15 protein-coding genes and 1 riboswitch are annotated in these 15,788 nt (G+C 55.8%); of the genes, 11 read left to right on the top strand and 4 right to left on the bottom strand.

Going from position 1 to position 15,788, the window contains the following annotated elements; all coding sequences use genetic code 11:
* The first annotated feature begins 213 nt into the window (after positions 1 to 213).
* Positions 214 to 837 carry a DUF2680 domain-containing protein gene (locus A6M21_RS09210; protein ID WP_066668067.1) on the top strand — a complete coding sequence of 208 codons (624 nt, stop codon included), beginning with the start codon at positions 214 to 216 and terminating at the stop codon, positions 835 to 837.
* A 240-nt stretch (positions 838 to 1,077) separates the two neighbouring features.
* Here A6M21_RS09210 and A6M21_RS09205 read toward each other — a convergent pair whose 3' ends face one another.
* The gene (locus tag A6M21_RS09205; protein WP_242868816.1) at positions 1,078 to 2,322 is read right to left on the bottom strand and encodes an Nramp family divalent metal transporter; all 1,245 of its coding nucleotides are present in this window, start codon (positions 2,320 to 2,322) and stop codon (positions 1,078 to 1,080) included.
* A gap of 219 nt (positions 2,323 to 2,541) precedes the next feature.
* Here A6M21_RS09205 and mntR point away from each other — a divergent pair, with 219 nt between their 5' ends.
* The 5 genes from mntR (at position 2,542) to fdhF (ending at position 9,802) form a co-directional block, all read left to right on the top strand.
* Positions 2,542 to 3,021, top strand: a complete 480-nt coding sequence (gene mntR, locus A6M21_RS09200) for a transcriptional regulator MntR (protein ID WP_151191877.1) — start codon at positions 2,542 to 2,544, stop codon at positions 3,019 to 3,021.
* A gap of 728 nt (positions 3,022 to 3,749) precedes the next feature.
* Positions 3,750 to 4,337, top strand: a complete 588-nt coding sequence (locus A6M21_RS09190) for a 5-formyltetrahydrofolate cyclo-ligase (protein WP_066668062.1) — start codon at positions 3,750 to 3,752, stop codon at positions 4,335 to 4,337.
* 212 nt (positions 4,338 to 4,549) lie between these two features.
* Positions 4,550 to 5,032 carry an NADH-quinone oxidoreductase subunit NuoE gene (gene nuoE, locus A6M21_RS09185; RefSeq protein WP_066668061.1) on the top strand — a complete coding sequence of 161 codons (483 nt, stop codon included), beginning with the start codon at positions 4,550 to 4,552 and terminating at the stop codon, positions 5,030 to 5,032.
* Between the two features lie 16 nt (positions 5,033 to 5,048).
* Positions 5,049 to 7,001: an NADH-quinone oxidoreductase subunit NuoF gene (nuoF, locus tag A6M21_RS09180; protein ID WP_066668060.1), complete on the top strand. Its 1,953-nt coding sequence runs from the start codon at positions 5,049 to 5,051 to the stop codon at positions 6,999 to 7,001.
* A gap of 80 nt (positions 7,002 to 7,081) precedes the next feature.
* Positions 7,082 to 9,802: a formate dehydrogenase subunit alpha gene (gene fdhF, locus A6M21_RS17920; protein WP_078060538.1), complete on the top strand. Its 2,721-nt coding sequence runs from the start codon at positions 7,082 to 7,084 to the stop codon at positions 9,800 to 9,802.
* A gap of 195 nt (positions 9,803 to 9,997) precedes the next feature.
* Here the strand turns inward: fdhF and A6M21_RS09165 are convergent, their stop codons facing one another.
* The 3 genes from A6M21_RS09165 to A6M21_RS18410 are packed head-to-tail and all read right to left on the bottom strand — an operon-like array spanning position 9,998 to position 10,847.
* Positions 9,998 to 10,372 (bottom strand): ferredoxin-thioredoxin reductase catalytic domain-containing protein, encoded by a 375-nt coding sequence (locus A6M21_RS09165; RefSeq protein WP_066668050.1) that lies wholly within the window; start codon positions 10,370 to 10,372, stop codon positions 9,998 to 10,000.
* On the bottom strand, positions 10,362 to 10,610 hold the full coding sequence (locus tag A6M21_RS09160; RefSeq protein WP_066668048.1) for a glutaredoxin family protein: 249 nt from the start codon (positions 10,608 to 10,610) through the stop codon (positions 10,362 to 10,364). The genes A6M21_RS09165 and A6M21_RS09160 overlap by 11 nt, the downstream gene beginning before the upstream one ends.
* Positions 10,611 to 10,649: 39 nt before the next feature.
* Positions 10,650 to 10,847: a hypothetical protein gene (locus A6M21_RS18410; RefSeq protein WP_151191876.1), complete on the bottom strand. Its 198-nt coding sequence runs from the start codon at positions 10,845 to 10,847 to the stop codon at positions 10,650 to 10,652.
* 1 nt (position 10,848) lies between these two features.
* A riboswitch (molybdenum cofactor riboswitch) is annotated at positions 10,849 to 10,966 on the top strand.
* Between the two features lie 152 nt (positions 10,967 to 11,118).
* On the opposite strand from A6M21_RS18410, the gene modA reads away from it, so the two are divergent.
* From modA to A6M21_RS09135, 5 genes are all read left to right on the top strand, one after another.
* The gene (gene modA, locus A6M21_RS09155; RefSeq protein WP_066668360.1) at positions 11,119 to 11,916 is read left to right on the top strand and encodes a molybdate ABC transporter substrate-binding protein; all 798 of its coding nucleotides are present in this window, start codon (positions 11,119 to 11,121) and stop codon (positions 11,914 to 11,916) included.
* Positions 11,917 to 12,221: 305 nt separating this feature from the next.
* Positions 12,222 to 12,929: a molybdate ABC transporter permease subunit gene (gene modB / locus A6M21_RS09150; protein WP_066668046.1), complete on the top strand. Its 708-nt coding sequence runs from the start codon at positions 12,222 to 12,224 to the stop codon at positions 12,927 to 12,929.
* Positions 12,916 to 13,605 carry an ATP-binding cassette domain-containing protein gene (locus A6M21_RS09145; RefSeq protein WP_066668358.1) on the top strand — a complete coding sequence of 230 codons (690 nt, stop codon included), beginning with the start codon at positions 12,916 to 12,918 and terminating at the stop codon, positions 13,603 to 13,605. Before modB ends, A6M21_RS09145 begins: the two co-directional genes overlap by 14 nt.
* A gap of 221 nt (positions 13,606 to 13,826) precedes the next feature.
* The gene (locus A6M21_RS09140) at positions 13,827 to 14,405 is read left to right on the top strand and encodes a 4Fe-4S dicluster domain-containing protein (RefSeq protein ID WP_066668044.1); all 579 of its coding nucleotides are present in this window, start codon (positions 13,827 to 13,829) and stop codon (positions 14,403 to 14,405) included.
* Between the two features lie 319 nt (positions 14,406 to 14,724).
* On the top strand, positions 14,725 to 15,788 hold a 1,064-nt coding region (locus tag A6M21_RS09135; RefSeq protein WP_161486041.1), incomplete at its 3' end, for a molybdopterin-dependent oxidoreductase.

Below are 15,788 nucleotides of genomic sequence, written 5' to 3'. Positions count from 1 at the left end.
AGGCGGAAAAGCCTTCAACGAGGTTTCAACGTGGCGAATAAATTATTGGGGGTTGTTCACAAAAAGTTCAAGGTTCAGAAAAGATTTTTCCACGACATTGAAACAAATGGCGGCTAAAATAATCCTTGAAAACCGGAAGGAGGGATGGATCATGTAGGGAGTCATGAGCCAGGCCCGAATCATCCCAACAAAAAATATTACGAGGTGACTTAAATGTTCAAAATCAACAAAAAGAGCATCGCTGTCGGGATAGTGACGGCGGCACTCGCCGTGACCGCCGTTGCGGGATCCGCTTTCGCGCAGACGGCGCCCGCAACAAATGCTCCAAAACCAGGAATCAATCTCTACCAAACTTTTGTTTCCGGTCTTGCAACGAACCTGGGAATTGACCAGTCCACGCTGACTGCCGCCATGACCAAGACGGAACAGCAAATGATTGACAACGCCGTTCAGCAGGGCGCCATCACGCAGGACCAGGCAAACAAAATGGAAGCATACCTGCAAAAGCATCCGGGAATGCTTCCCTTTTTCGGCCATCGCGGTCCGGGAAGGCCCGGCGGCAAGGCCAACCTCAACCTGGTTGCCCAGGCCCTGGGCATGAACGTAAGCGATCTGCAATCGCAATTGCACGGCGGTAAAAAGCTTGCAGATATTGTCCAGGCACAAGGGATGAGCATGCAGCAGTTCCGGGAAAAAATGCTCACACTCAGAGAACAGGCTATTCAGCAGAATGTGAGCAGCGGGAAAATGACACAGCAGCAGGCCGATAAGATCCTGCAAAGGTTGCAGGCCATGCAACAGAAACTGGAAGGCGGCGGCACAGATTCAAATCAATAAATGCAAAGTAATATGCTTGGAAAACCGGGGTATTCTTCCCGGTTCCTTTTTTCATATTTTATTCGCGAAACCGCAACACTTATTTGTTAACGTGCCGCTTTTCGGATTTTGCCCGCGCTTGCCCCGCTACGCCACTCTCAGGCAACAAAACGGCCGGCATACAGCCAACCGGAGGAAAGTGGGCAGAATTAAACTATCCCACCTTATTAGACGGGGGATAGTTTAACCTGTTCCTTTGTTTTAAGCATTTCCCGTGAATGTCAGGTAGAGTAAAACAGCATTGATTGAGACAATAATCATAGTTATGACCCAGCCGATTACATTTGTTAGCGGCTTATTTACAAGTGCCCCCATGATATCTTTGCGTTTTGTTATCAACATTAAGGGGACGATGGCCAACGGCAGGGCAAAACTTAAAACCACCTGGCTCATGACCAGCGCCTTTATAGGGTCAATGCCCAAACTTATTATAACCATGGCCGGGACCATCGTTACCAACCTTCTGACGGTCAGGGGAATGTTTAAGTTAACAAAGCCTTTCATGATAGTCTGCCCGGCCAGTGTCCCAACCGCCGATGAAGAAAGGCCGGAGGCCAGCAGGGCTATAGCAAAGGCGCCACTGGACAGGGAACCAAGCAAAGGGGTTAGGGACTGGTGGGCCTGTTCAATTGACTCCACCGCCATACTCCGGGTAAAAAACACTGATGCCGAAACCACTACCATTGCGGCATTAACCAGAAAAGCAATGTTCATGGCCAGAATTATATCCATCATCTCCAGTTTAAAATGTTTCAATTTCTGTATATCCGTCTGGATTGTTTTACGGCATTGCACCAACTGGGAATGAAGGTAAATCACATGGGGCATCACCGTGGCACCCAACATTCCTACGGCAATTAAGACTGCCTCGCCGTTTGGAAGGGAAGGCACCAGTGTATGCAGTCCAACCTGTGCCCAATCCGGCTTCGCCAGGAATAATTCTATGGTATAAGCAACAGTGATCACCGCCACCATTCCTGTGATCACGGCTTCAACTACCCTCTGGCCGTATCTTTCCAGAAAAATGATGAAAAAGGTTAAAACGCCGGTTAAGGCACCAGCATAGACTAGCGGGATCTTGAACAACAGGTATAAACCCAGAGCGCCGCCAAGAAATTCCGCCAGGTCCGTTGCCATTGCAGCAATCTCCGCGCCGATCCAAAAAAACCAATTTGTTTTTTGGGTAAAAAGTCTGGCGCACATTTCCGGCAGATTGGCACCTGTGGCTATTCCAAGTTTGGCGGAAATAGACTGCAGAAAGATGGCCATTAAATTGCTCCACAAGATAACCCATAGAAGGCTGTAATTAAATTTTGATCCGCCGCTGATATTGGTGGCAAAGTTGCCCGGATCAATATAGGCCACACTAACAATAAAGGCAGGACCGAGATACATCAGAAATTGCCTTAAACGGTTGAAAACCCGGGAGCGATCATAGGTTACAATCCTGCCGAAACCAACATCCACTGTTTGGGCTGACGCCCCTTGAATTTTTGCCTCCCTGAGCAAGTCAAAACACCTTCCCTTTTACATAACTAACAAAATTAGCCGCGGCTAATTTTGTTTTACTTCTGTAATGTATGAAGAGAAATTTTAAAGGGTGAAGCATATTTATAAAAAAAAGACATATATTTTTAAATGCTGTCCGACAGGTGGATGATGAAATTGGATGATAAGGGCTTTTTTACCTTCCGGGGATATATGAATAAGGATAATAGGCTGACCGCTTCTATGGAGGACTACCTGGAAATGATTTACCGTCTGTCCGCTGAAAAGGGTTACACCAGAACCCATGATCTGGCAGTCGCACTTAACGTGCAGCCGCCGTCAACTACCAGGATGATACAAAGGATGTCTGAGTTGGGGCTCGTGAACTATGAAAAATACGGAATTATCACTTTAAGTCAAAAGGGGAAAGAAGTTGGTGATGCTTTGCTGCACAGGCATATGATGGTAGAGGAATTCTTAAAATTAATCGGAGTTACTGAAAATATTCTGGAAGAAACTGAGAAGATAGAACATACAATTGGCGTAGATACTCTACAAAAACTTGCAAATCTGACGGCTTTTCTTAAAAATAATCCGCAGATATTAAAAGTATTTGAGGATTTCCAAGCCAAAAACAAACTTTTAACACAGGTATAACGTTGTTTCACCTTTCAGCGCCCTTAACAGGGTCGCTTTTTTTTCGGACAAATCTCTTTCGGTGTGGCTTCCGGCAAGATGTTGATACCTTCTGCCATCATACCGATGGCAGATTAGGAGGCTCTTCACTAGATCGCGTGGGTAAAGAGATTAATAATAATCGTTATCCCGGTAGAACAGGTAAGTCATACTCAAGACGACTGGCAATAATGTAAGATATTTGGGCGTCTAAAAAGTTTCGTGAGCCGGGATTTTTAAAAAACAAGGAAAATCAGCCGGACGGGGAGAATACCTTGCTTATCCTTTGCCCGGTCCGGGGAGGGAAAATCATTTATGCAAACTATGGCTGAGATGCCTGGAAAAAGTGGGTTCCATGAACCTGAGACAAAACGGAGTACCCGTCGCATCCTCCTGGACGGTCGTACAGCGGTATTGATCCGGCTATACAAGAAGCAGCGCCTGGGAGAAGTTATCCAAATGTGGTTTTGGAGCGGCTGGGGCATGAAACCTTAACCATGACTGATATGTATAGCCATCTGCTGCCGGACAGCCGGAAAGAAGCTGTAATGGTTTTGGAAACACTAAATTTTTAGAAATGATAGAAATGATGGACAGAGACACTGTAAGATCAAAACAAGATCAAAGTGGATTTTTGATGCTCCGCAACCGTTGATTCTGTTAGGATAAAGGAATTTTGTTAATAAAATCAGACTTTTGGAGGAATTTTCGTGACCAAAAGCGAAATAAGAAAAGATGTCTTGAAAGCACGACAAAGTTTGAGCCCGCGGGAGGTGGCGGAAAAGAGCGCGGCCGTTGTCCGGCGCATCCTGGAACGGGAGGAGTACCGGCGCAGCCGTACGCTGATGGCCTATGTGGATTTCCGCCAGGAAGTGCAGACGGCCGGACTGATTCAGGCCGCCCTGTCCGCCGGCAAACGGGTGGCCGTGCCGGTTACCGATGTGGCCAACAAACGGTTGACGCCGTCCTTGCTGCTTGATTACCCGGGGGATCTGATTCCCGGCACCTGGGGCATCCTGGAGCCGGCGCCAGACCGTTTAAGGCCGCTGGACCCGGCGGAGCTGGACCTGGTCATTGTGCCGGGGGTGGCTTTCGATCTCAAGGGCAACCGGTTGGGTTACGGCGGTGGTTTTTACGACCGCTTTCTGCCGCGTACCAGGCCGGATACGGTTTACCTGGCACCTGCCTTCGAGTTGCAGATCCGGCCGGAGGTTTATCCTGATCTCCACGATTGTCCAATGCACCTGGTGGCAACCGAGAAACGGGTGATTGACGCGCGGGGCGGAGCGGCCGGCTAAACGCTGTGGTCCCGGCAGCACCGCCAAGACGGCGTGACGTGAACCGGCTCCGGGCCTCAAGCGCATGCGCGGCGGCTTGCATCCCGGCATGGCCGGGCGGCGGTTCCGTTTGACCACCGGCGGTATTGCCTCCCGGGGGTTGGTTTCCGGTTGGCGTTTGCAGAGTCATGTAGTTGTTTAACGGGGAGAGAAAATGAGAGGGGGTTATCATTTTGGCGTGTCAATGCGAACAGGAGGAACAAAAACGGCAGCAGGCCCTGGCTGAAGTTTTTGCACATTACCGGGGTGTCAAGGGAGCGCTGATCCCGCTGTTGCAGGAGGCGCAGGAGATTTACGGCTACCTGCCGGGGGAAGTGATGCAAAGGATTTCCAGCGAGTTGAGAATTCCTTTCAGCAAAACTTTCGGCGTGGCCACTTTTTATGCCCAATTTCACCTCAAGCCCCGCGGCCGGAATATCATCCGCGTCTGCCAGGGTACGGCCTGCCACGTGCGGGGAGGTGCGCGGGTGTTCGAATCGGTTTCCGAGAAACTGGGTGTGGGTAAAAACGAAACCACGGCGGACCTGCGCTACACACTGGAAACAGTGGCCTGCCTGGGCGCCTGCGGCCTGGCCCCGGTGATGATGGTCAATGAGGATACACACGGCCGTTTAACACCCGGCCGGGCGGCCGAAATTCTGGAAAAGTACGAGTAAGGGGGGCGTAAAACCAGTGCAGACTTTGATGGACAAGTGTTGCGACCAGTGTACCCATTCTCCGGCTAGCCCCTGCAAGGATTATATTCTCTGCCGCAAAACGGGGCCGATTTGCCATGATGATGAAAACTGCCGCCGGCAGCGTCAGGAGGTTTTAAATACCATTCATCTGTCCGAAGATTCCGGCCGGCGTCAGATCCTGATCTGTGCCGGAACTGGCTGCAGTTCGTCCGGTTCCCGCGGGCTGGTGGATGCCCTGCAGGCTTCGCTCAAAGAACACGGACTGGAAGATAAAATCAAGGTTAAAATCACCGGCTGCCACGGCTTTTGCGAGCAGGGGCCGCTGATGATCATCGAACCGCAGAAAATCTTTTATACCCGGGTGGAAGCGGCGGATGTACCGGAAATCGTGGAAAGCCACCTGATCAATAATCAGGTGGTGGAGCGGCTGCTTTATGTCGATCCGATCAGCGGTGAGAAGGCGCAGACCTATGAAACGGTGCCCTTTTACGCCCGGCAAAAGCGACTGGTGCTGCACAACTGCGGGCACATCAACCCGGAAAATATCGCCGATTATATCGCCAACGACGGTTATCTGGCTTTGACCAAAGCCTTGTTTGAAATGACCCCGGAACAGGTGATTGAAGAAGTCAAAACCTCCGGCCTGCGCGGTCGCGGCGGCGCCGGTTTCCCCACCGGCATGAAGTGGAGCTTCGTGCGGGCGGCGGAGGGAGACAAAAAATATGTGGTCTGCAATGCCGACGAGGGCGACCCGGGCGCTTTCATGGACCGCAGCGTGCTGGAAGGCGATCCGCATGCGGTGCTGGAAGGCATGATGGTCTGCGGTTACGCCGTGGGCGCCGATGAAGGCTATATTTATGTGCGCGCCGAATACCCGCTGGCCATCCAGCGTTTGAAGATTGCCATCGCCCAGGCCGAAGAATGCGGCATTTTGGGGGAAAATATTTTCAATTCCGGCTTCAACTTCCGGGTCAAGATCAAGGCCGGCGCCGGCGCTTTCGTCTGTGGCGAGGAAACCGCCCTGCTCACTTCGATTGAGGGCAACCGCGGGATGCCCCGGGTGCGGCCGCCCTTTCCGGCCCAAAAGGGGCTGTGGGGCAAGCCCACCAACCTGAACAACGTGGAAACCTACGCCAATGTGCCTCAGATCATCCGCAACGGCGGCGCCTGGTACGCGTCTATGGGTACGGAAAAGAGCAAGGGCACCAAAATCTTCGCCCTCACCGGCAAAGTGAACAACACCGGTCTGGTGGAAGTGCCCATGGGCATCACCATGCGCTCGATCATTTTCGACGTGGGCGGCGGCATCCAGGGTGGCAAGAAATTCAAAGCCGTGCAGATCGGTGGTCCCTCCGGCGGCTGCCTGCCCGACGAACAGCTGGATCTGCCGGTGGACTACGACTCGCTGACCGCGGCCGGTGCCATCATGGGCTCCGGCGGCCTGGTGGTGATGGACGAGACCACCTGTATGGTGGATGTGGCCCGTTTCTTCCTAAACTTCACCCAGGCCGAGTCCTGCGGCAAGTGCACCCCCTGCCGGGAGGGCACCAAGCGCATGCTCGAGATCCTCACCCGCATTTGCGAGGGCAAGGGTGAAATGGAAGATATCGACACGCTGGAGCGGCTGGCCCGGGTAGTCAAAAACACCGCCCTGTGCGGTCTGGGACAGACCTGTCCGAACCCGATCCTGTCCACCCTGCGCTACTTCCGGGACGAGTACGAGGCGCACATCCGGGACAAGCGCTGCCCGGCGCACGTCTGTCCGGCGCTGCTGGTTTACACCATCAATGCCGAAAAATGCACCGGCTGCGGCGCCTGCGCCCGTTCCTGCCCGGCCGGCGCGATCAGCGGCGAAAAGAAACAGCCCCACGTCATCGACGCCTCGCTCTGCATCAAGTGCGGCAACTGCATGCAGAAATGCAAGTTCGGCGCGGTGGAGAAGGCGTAGCACGGCTGTTTGGTGACTTTATCCGGAGCTCCGGTTATTCGGTTGATATTTGATTATAACGCATAAAGGGGGAACGTTAAGTGGCTGATGTTACTTTAACCATAGACGGGCGCCTGGTGACGGTGCCGGCCGGGACCACTGTGCTGGATGCGGCCCGGCAGGCGGGCATCCCCATTCCGACTTTGTGCCACGATCCGATGCTTTCGGCCTGGGGCGGCTGCCGTTTGTGCGTGGTGGAAATTGAAAAGATGCGTAACCTGCCGGCTTCCTGCGTGACCACCGCCACTGAGGGCATGGTGGTGCAAACCGCTTCCCCGGCGGTGGTGGAAGCCCGCAAAACCATTCTGGAATTGTTGCTGGCCAACCACCCTGAAGATTGTCTGACCTGCCATAAAAACGGCGACTGCCGGCTGCAGGATTACGCCTACCTGTACGGGGTGCGGGGCGGCGCCTTCCCCGGGGACAAGCATGCCTTCCCCATTGAAGACGACAATCACTTTATCGTGCGGGATATGAACAAGTGCATCCTGTGCGGCAAGTGCGTGCGCGCCTGTGCGGAAAAACAGGCCCGGCACATCATCGACTACACCTACCGGGGCTTCAACACCAAAGTCGCACCGGCCATGGATCTGCCCCTGTCCCAGTCGGACTGCACCTTCTGCGGCAGCTGCGTATCGGTCTGCCCCACCGGCGCACTGGTGGAAAAGGCCATGCTCGGCAAGGCCCGCCGCTGGGAAGTGAAGAAAGTACGTACCACCTGTCCCTTCTGCGGCGTGGGCTGCAACTTTGATCTAAACGTCAAGGACGGCCGTGTGATCGGCGTCACCTCGAACCCGGACAGCCCGGTGAACGGCCGCGACCTGTGCATCAAAGGACGTTTCGGCACCGATTTCATCCACAGCCCGGACCGGCTGACCACCCCGTTGATCAAGAAAAACGGGGAGTTCGTCGAAGCCAGCTGGGACGAAGCCCTGGATCTGGTGGCCAAAAAACTGGGCGAGGTGAAGGCGGCATACGGCAGCGACGCTTTAGCAGCCTTGTCCTCGGCCCGCTGCACCAATGAGGACAACTACCTGATGCAGAAGTTCATGCGCGCGGTGATCGGCACCAATAACGTCGATCACTGCGCCCGTACCTGACACGCGCCGACAGTGGCCGGTCTGGCCACTTCCTTCGGCAGCGGCGCGATGACCAACTCTTTTGCCGACATTGAGCAGACGGATCTATTGTTTGTCATCGGAGCCAATGCCACCGAGGCGCACCCGGTGGCCGGGGCGATGATGATGCGGGCGGTGGAAAAGGGCACCAAACTGGTGGTGGCCGACCCCCGGCGCATTGAGCTGGCCGATCGGGCGGACTACTGGCTGCAGCTCAAGCCGGGTACGGACATTCCGCTTCTCAACGGCTTGATGCACATTATTATCAAAGAGGATCTTTACGACAAGAAGTTTGTGGCGGAACGCACCGAAGGCTTTGAAGAACTTAAAGCTACAGTGGAGAATTATACTCCGGAAAAAGTGGCGGCAATGACCGGTATACCGGTAGAGACGCTGTATGCCGTAGCCCGGCTGTATGCTACCAGCTACAACGCCTTGATTTGTTACACCCTGGGCATTACCGAGCATGTCTGTGGCGTGTTTAACGTGATGAGCACCGCCAACCTGGCCATGCTCACCGGGCACATCGGGCGCCCCGGTTCCGGGGTGAACCCGCAGCGGGGGCAGAACAATGTGCAGGGCGCCTGCGACATGGGTGCGTTACCCAACGTCTACCCCGGCTACCAGGCGGTGAACAACCCCGATGCGCGGGCCAAGTTTGAAAAGGCCTGGGGAGTAAGCCTGTCAGACAAGGTGGGCCTGACCATTCCGGACATGATGGAAGCGGCGGTGGAGGGCAAAGTGAAGGCCATGTACATCATGGGCGAGGATCCGGTGCTCACCGATCCGGACGCCAACCACATCCGGCACGCTCTGGAAAGCCTGGATTTCCTGGTGGTGCAGGAGATCTTCATGACCGAGACCGCCCGGTATGCGGACGTCATCCTGCCCGGCGCCAGCTTTGCCGAGAAGGACGGTACCTTTACCAATTCGGAGCGGCGGGTGCAGCGGGTGCGCAAGGCCATCGAGCCGATCGGCGATACCCGGGCCGACTGGCAGATTATCTGTGCAGTGGCCGGCCGCATGGGTTATCCAATGACTTACGGCTGGCCGGGGGATATTTTTGACGAAATGGCCTCCCTGACCCCCAGTTATGCCGGTATCAACTATCAGCGCATTGATGCCTGCGGTATTCAGTGGCCCTGTCCGGACTGCGAACATCCGGGTACCTGCGTGCTGCACGCCGACAAGTTCACCCGCGGCAAGGGGCTGTTCAAGGGTATCGACCATGTGCCGCCGGCGGAAATGCCCGACGCGGAGTATCCTTTCCTGCTTTCCACCGGGCGGATACTCTATCACTACAATATCACCACCCGCCATTCGGCCGGCCTGGACGCCTACCGGCCCGAGGAGATGGCCCAGCTCAACCCGGCCGACGCCTCGCATCTGGGTGTGGCAACGGGCGAGCGGGTGCGGGTGACTTCCCGCCGCGGTTCGCTGCTCACCAAAGTCCAGGTGACCGACCGGGTGCCGCCGGGGATGATCTGGATGAGCTTCCACTACAAAGAGTCACCGACCAATGTGCTGACTGTATCGGCCTTCGATCCAATCAGCAAAACCGGCGAGTACAAGGTGGCCGCCGTCAAGGTGGAGCGATTTACGGAAAGCGGGGGGATGCCGGACAGCCGGCCGCCTGCACTGTAAAGTAACCAGGCCTGTCTGAATGGCCGGAATAAAAAGGCGGGGGTGCCTGAAACGGTACGCCCGCCAATTTATTAGTTTCCTCGTGAACCTGCGGCAATAATTTAACCGGCCGGGTTATGGCGGCAACCCGACCGGTAAAGAGAACCTCTTTGGTTGTTAACGGAGTAAAACTTACTCCGGCAGGTAAAAAAGCCCTCAGAGGCAACTGCCTTCCTTGCGTACCTGGTTCATGCGGGTTTCCAGGCAGGGGCAGATGTTTTCCGGTACATTGTCAAAGCGGCAGGGGCAGTAGAAGTCGCCGTATGTTTCAAACTTCTGCATCAGCCCTTCCAGCACCAGTGACTTGTTTTCATTGAACACGTAGCTCTTCAAGCGGGCGAATGTATCCACCCGTTCAGTTATTTCCACCAGCGGTTCCTGCGGGAAGCGGCGTGCCTTGATTTCTGCGCCGGTTTCCGTGACCTCCAGCTTGGCGCCGCAGACCGGGCAGATCAGTGCATCCCCCGGCTGCACCGGTTCTTGAACAAGGAAAGACACCCGGCAGACCGGACAAAAAACCTTACTTTTCATTCCGTGCCGCCTCCAGTATTTCATCCGCCCGGTAACCCTGGATTGCCTTGCCGTTGATGACTGTGACCGGGAAAGCCCTCTTACCGGTCAACCGGTCCACTTCAACCAGCGCCTGCTCCTGTTCCGCTCCCTTTAAAAGATCCACGTCCACGCATTCATAAGGGATCTCCTTCTCATTGAGCAGCTGCTTGACTTTCTTGCACCAGGGGCAGGTGCTTAAAGCGTAGAGTTTAACCAAATTTTCCACCTCATTTTCGAAATATAAAACAATTCGTGTTCAAGGAACCGCGCTGATTCGTTTTTGATCCGGGATCAGGTTTTTTGGAGCCCCGGCATTCATTATTATTTCTTTTTCTGGCAATTTATTTCCTGCCCGGTGGCGAAAAAAGTTATCATGGAATGATTTTAAACGGCCGGCAGACAATAATTTTTTTGTCCGGGAAGGAATAACCTCCCTGGAAAGAGAAATAAACAAAAAAAATATCGATCTCCGAGCCCGGTTACCTAAAGCAGTCGCCACGGTGCCAGGGCCGACAGGGTGTATGGGGAAACCGGTACGCCTCCCGTGCGGAAAGGAGATGGTGTTACGATGACGTGACCCAGAGCGGCCAGGTGTGCCTTTTCGCGCATGCCTGGCTTTTTGGGTTGGAAAAATCGCCGGGGTGTGCGGAAATGGTGTATGTTGTTGCCCGGGAATGAACCGGGCGGTAAAAACAAATTCTATATAAGAAATGGAGTGGGAAAGGATGAAAAAGTTGGCTGCGGGAGTATTGCTTTTATTCCTGGTGGCCGCCCTGGCGGCCGGCTGCGGCCAGACGCCTGGAAAGTCCGGTCGGGGCGCGGGGGCGCAGAAGGAAGTCACCGTTTCGGCGGCGATCAGTCTGAAGGACGCTCTCGGTAAAATCAAGGCGGATTACGAAAAGGCACATCCGGATGTAAAAATCACCTACAACCTGGGAGCTTCCGGCGCGCTGCAACAGCAGATCGAACAGGGAGCACCGGTGGATCTGTTTATTTCCGCCGGTGCCAGCCAGATGGATCAGCTGGCCAAAGAGGGACTGATCGATCCGGCCACCCGGGTGAACCTTTTAAGCAATGACCTGGTACTGGTAACACCGCAAAACGGTCCGCAGATCAAAGATTTTTCCGCTTTGGCCGGACCGGCGGTGAAGAAAATCGGCCTGGGACTGCCCAAGACCGTACCGGCCGGCAAGTACGCCCAGGAAACCCTGGACAGCCTGAAGCTATGGGATAAACTGCAGCCCAAACTGGTTACGGCCAACGATGTGCGCCAGGTGCTTACTTATGTGGAGACGGGTAATGTGGACGCCGGTTTTGTCTACCGTTCCGACGCCATGATGGGTAAAAACATCAAGGTGGCCCTGACTGTGCCGGACAACCTGCACAAGCCCATCGTCTATCCGGCGGCGGTGGTCAAAAACGCCCGGCAAAAGGACGTCGCGCGGGAATTTTTAAACTACCTGGCCTCGCCCCCGGGGATGCAGGTATTCGAGCAATACGGCCTGAAGCCGGGGAAAAAGTAAAACTTGCGAAAAACCGGCCTGCCGGTGCATATTCTACCCTCCGGTAAGGCTGAAAACCAATGTTATGTCCGGGAAGAAGCTATGTCCTGCACGATCTGTCCATGCGGGCGGGCTGAAGCGCCGGGACCATCTGTGTCAGTACCGTCCGCCGGTGCAGAAGCCATTTGTTTGCGTCAGGCATCAGATTGCGGTAAAATACCGGCCCTTGCACGGCCGGCCGGTACTGACATTTGCCGGGGTGATTGCCCCTCCGGCGATTCCCGTATGTCCGGGTGCCGGTTACGGGTTATGGTGGTGGTTGGAAAATGTACAGTAACGAAGTAATGGTGCCGGTGCTATTATCCCTGCGGGTGGCCGGGCTGGCAGTGGTGATTGTTTTTTTCACCGGGGTGCTCGCGGCCAGGCTGATGGCCGGACGCGACTTTCCCGGCAAGGATGCGGTGGAGTCGGTACTTACCCTGCCCCTGGTCCTGCCGCCCACGGTGGTCGGTTTCGGTCTTTTGCTCCTGTTCGGCAAGGAGGGTCCTCTGGGCCGCTTACTGCATTACTTGTGGGGTGTGTCGGTGGTCTTCAACTGGTGGGGGGCGGTGCTCGCTTCCACAGTGGTGGCCTTCCCCCTCCTTTACCAGACGGTGCGTGCTTCCTTCCAGGGGGTGGACAGAAACATTGAAAATGCCGCCCGTACCCTGGGCGCCGGCGAGTGGCGGGTTTTCTGGACGATCAGCCTGCCCCTGGCCTGGCCCGGGCTGGTGGCCGGAGTGGTGATGGCCTTCGCCCGCGCCCTGGGGGAGTTCGGAGCCACCCTGATGGTGGCCGGCAACATCCCCGGCCGCACCCAGACGGTGCCCCTGGCCATTTACGTGGCCACCGAGTCCGGCGAAAACCGCACCGCCCTGGTGCTGGTGGGCATAATGACCGTGCTCAGTTTCGCTGTTATCTTCTGGGTCAATCTGTGGAGCAAACGCAGATTGAAAAGGTGGACGATTGCCGATGAAGAATTTGCTCGCCGTTAATGTGGTAAAAAGATTGCCTGTATTTACGCTGCAGGTTGAGCTGACTGTGGAAAACGAAATTCTGGCCGTGCTCGGACCGTCCGGGGCCGGGAAGACCACCCTTTTGCAGTGCCTGTCCGGTTTGCAAAGACCGCAGCAGGGGGAAATCATTCTAAACGGCCGGGTGCTTTATTCCAGCGTCTCACGTACAAACCTGCCCCCCCGTTGCCGGCGGGTGGGTTATGTGTTCCAGGATTATGCCCTGTTCCCGCACATGACGGTGGAACAAAATGCCGCCTACGGGATAACGGGCGGCCGGACCGGACGGGCCGGGGAGGTTGGACTGCATGAAGTGCTGGAAATGCTGCAGATCACCCATCTGGCCGGACGCTACCCGGGGCAGATTTCCGGCGGCGAGCGGCAGCGCACCGCCCTGGCCCGGGCGCTGCTGGCCGGTCCGGAGTTGCTGCTTCTGGACGAACCCCTCTCTGCACTGGATCATGAAACCCGGCTAAAAGTGCGGGGCGACTTGAAATCGTTGCAACGGCGCTGGGGGATACCGTTTATTCTGGTCACCCATGATCTGGACGAAGCCGCCTTTCTAGGCGACCGGGTGATCAAGCTGGAGCGCGGGCGGGTGACCGGGCGGGGGGGCGCCGTAAAACAGCATGGAGAAGGTTCTTTAGTGGTTGGTTGAGCAGTTTAACAATATTTACAATCTACGGGCCCGGTTACCCAGGATAAGTGGTACCCGCTCCGGCGGGGCGTACGGGAAAGGCGGCATGCCTTCCGTCCGCCCGAAAGAATGTACTTGCCGTACTGCCATTCATGGCCCGGGCTTTACTATAGCGTGACATCCGCCGCCGGCGGTTATATAATCATCTTGACCAGGTCTTCGTTAGCCGGGAGGTGTGGATTATGCAGCGGGGTTTTTTAATTCACCTTTACCGTTGCCTGGGCTGTCGCGCTTGCGAAATGGCCTGCAAAAATGAGCGCGCGGCGGCGGATGCCGGCAGGTACAATGCAGATGACCCGCCCCGCTGGCGGCGGGTCGCCTCCTTGCCGGGCAAGGGCGGGCTGCTCTTTTTGTCCGTTTCCTGTCATCACTGCGTCAACCCCGAATGCCTGCGGGTTTGTCCGCAGGGGGCTTTCTACAAACGCCGTGACGGTATTGTGGTACACGATGTCAAACGCTGCCGCGGTTGCCGGCAGTGTGTCAGCGCCTGCCCCTACGGGTCGCCCCGGTTCAGTGCGGAGAAAAAGAGGGTGGAGAAGTGCCGTTTTTGTTGCGAGCGGCTGGATGCGGGCCTCAAGCCGGCCTGTGTAGAGGCCTGTGTCACGGGGGCGCTGGAAATGATCGACCTGGAGGAATATCCGGAGGAAATATACGGTTTGTCAAAACCGCCCCGCGGATTTCCCGATCCCCGGCTGACCCGGCCGTCGATCAGATTCAAGTGGCACCCAGGCGGGGATATGCCGGATGGTATGCCGGACTGATCGGCTAAAACACGCCTTTTGCTCCGAAAGCCGGGTGCAGTTTGCAAGAATGGCGAAAAACCGGGTTAAACCGGACAATTGGCCGGTGGTATGAGCATGCTTCAGGGACAGACCCCTGTTCATATTCATGCTAACACATATCCCGGAGCCGTCCCGGGTGAGCTTGTGTCGGTACCGGGAAAACCTTCCGGGCTTGTCACGGGAAAAGTTCAATGTTAAAATATTATTAAGCCGGTTATACCGGTTTTGGTTTAACGGCGGCGGTTTTGATCCGGCTGAATTTGCTTTCCCACTTTACTGCCGGAAGGCGGGAGGAAATGTGACTGAAAGCCGCTACACCATCCGGCGTCATGCCTGTCCCCGCAATTGTTATGATGCTTGCGGCATATTGTCCTATGTGGAAAAAGGCGTGCTCAAAAAAATCAGCGGAGATCCCCGGCACGGTTTTTCCCGCAGCTGTCTTTGCCCGAAGGCCTACTCGTATGTGCAGCAGGTATACAGTCCGGAAAGACTGCTCTATCCCCTGCGCCAGTACCCGCGCGGTTCTGGCAACTGGCAGCGTGTCAGCTGGGAGGAGGTGCTGGAGCAGATAGCCGGACAGATCCTGCAATTGAAGGAATGTTACGGGAATACTTTGGCGGTTGCTTTGAACAAATATTCAGGCAATTTTGGCCTGTTGCATAATGCCGTGGAAAGTTTCTTTTCCTCCCTGGGCGATACCACCCGGGCCATCGGCTCCCCCTGCTGGTCGGCCGGGCTGGATGCCTTGAAATATGACTTCGGCTCCCCCCGCTGTCCGGATCCCGAGGATTTGAGCTGTTCCCGGCTGATCGTTCTCTGGGGTGTCAACCCGGTCTGGAATTCCATGCACAGCTGGCATTTCATTCAGCAGGCCAAAGAGCGGGGCGGGCTGGTGGTTTGTGTGGATCCGCTTCTTTCGGCCACCGCCGCCCGGGCGGATCTGTATCTGCGGGTGCGGCCGGGCACCGACGGCGCGCTGGCTCTGGGCGCCATCCGCTGTCTGGTTGATGAAGGCCTTTTGAATGAGGATTTGCTTGTCCGGCGCACCTGCGGCTGGCCGGAATTGAAAAAATATCTTCTGGAACAGGTAACAGTAGCCTGGGCGTCGGCGGAAACCGGGGTGGCGGAGGAGGATATCAGACAACTGGCCCGCCTTTTGGTCTCCCGGTGCCCGGCCGCCATCTGGGTGGGCTTCGGCCTGCAGCGTTACCGCCAGGGCGGACAGACGGTACGGACGATCAACGCCCTGGCGGCCGCGGCCGGACAGTTGGGCCGGCGGGGGGCGGGCATTTATTACGCTCATAATGATACCTGGCAGTTCAATTTTTTTACCCGCGGGGCGGGTACCGGACCGTACCCCGC

This window comes from Desulfotomaculum copahuensis (genome assembly GCF_001655685.1).
Classification (GTDB): Bacteria; Bacillota; Desulfotomaculia; order Desulfotomaculales; family Desulfovirgulaceae; genus Desulfotomaculum_G; species Desulfotomaculum_G copahuensis.
The sequence above is the reverse complement of the archived record's forward strand: the minus strand, read 5'-3'. Positions and strand labels throughout refer to the sequence as shown.

Coding starts and splice junctions, on each gene's coding strand:
- A6M21_RS09210 (WP_066668067.1), top strand. CDS start 214: ATGTTCAAAATCAACAAAAAGAGCATCGCTGTCGGGATAGTGACGGCG.
- A6M21_RS09165 (WP_066668050.1), bottom strand. CDS start 10,372: ATGAAAAGTAAGGTTTTTTGTCCGGTCTGCCGGGTGTCTTTCCTTGTT.
- modA (WP_066668360.1), top strand. CDS start 11,119: ATGAAAAAGTTGGCTGCGGGAGTATTGCTTTTATTCCTGGTGGCCGCC.
- modB (WP_066668046.1), top strand. CDS start 12,222: ATGTACAGTAACGAAGTAATGGTGCCGGTGCTATTATCCCTGCGGGTG.
- A6M21_RS09140 (WP_066668044.1), top strand. CDS start 13,827: ATGCAGCGGGGTTTTTTAATTCACCTTTACCGTTGCCTGGGCTGTCGC.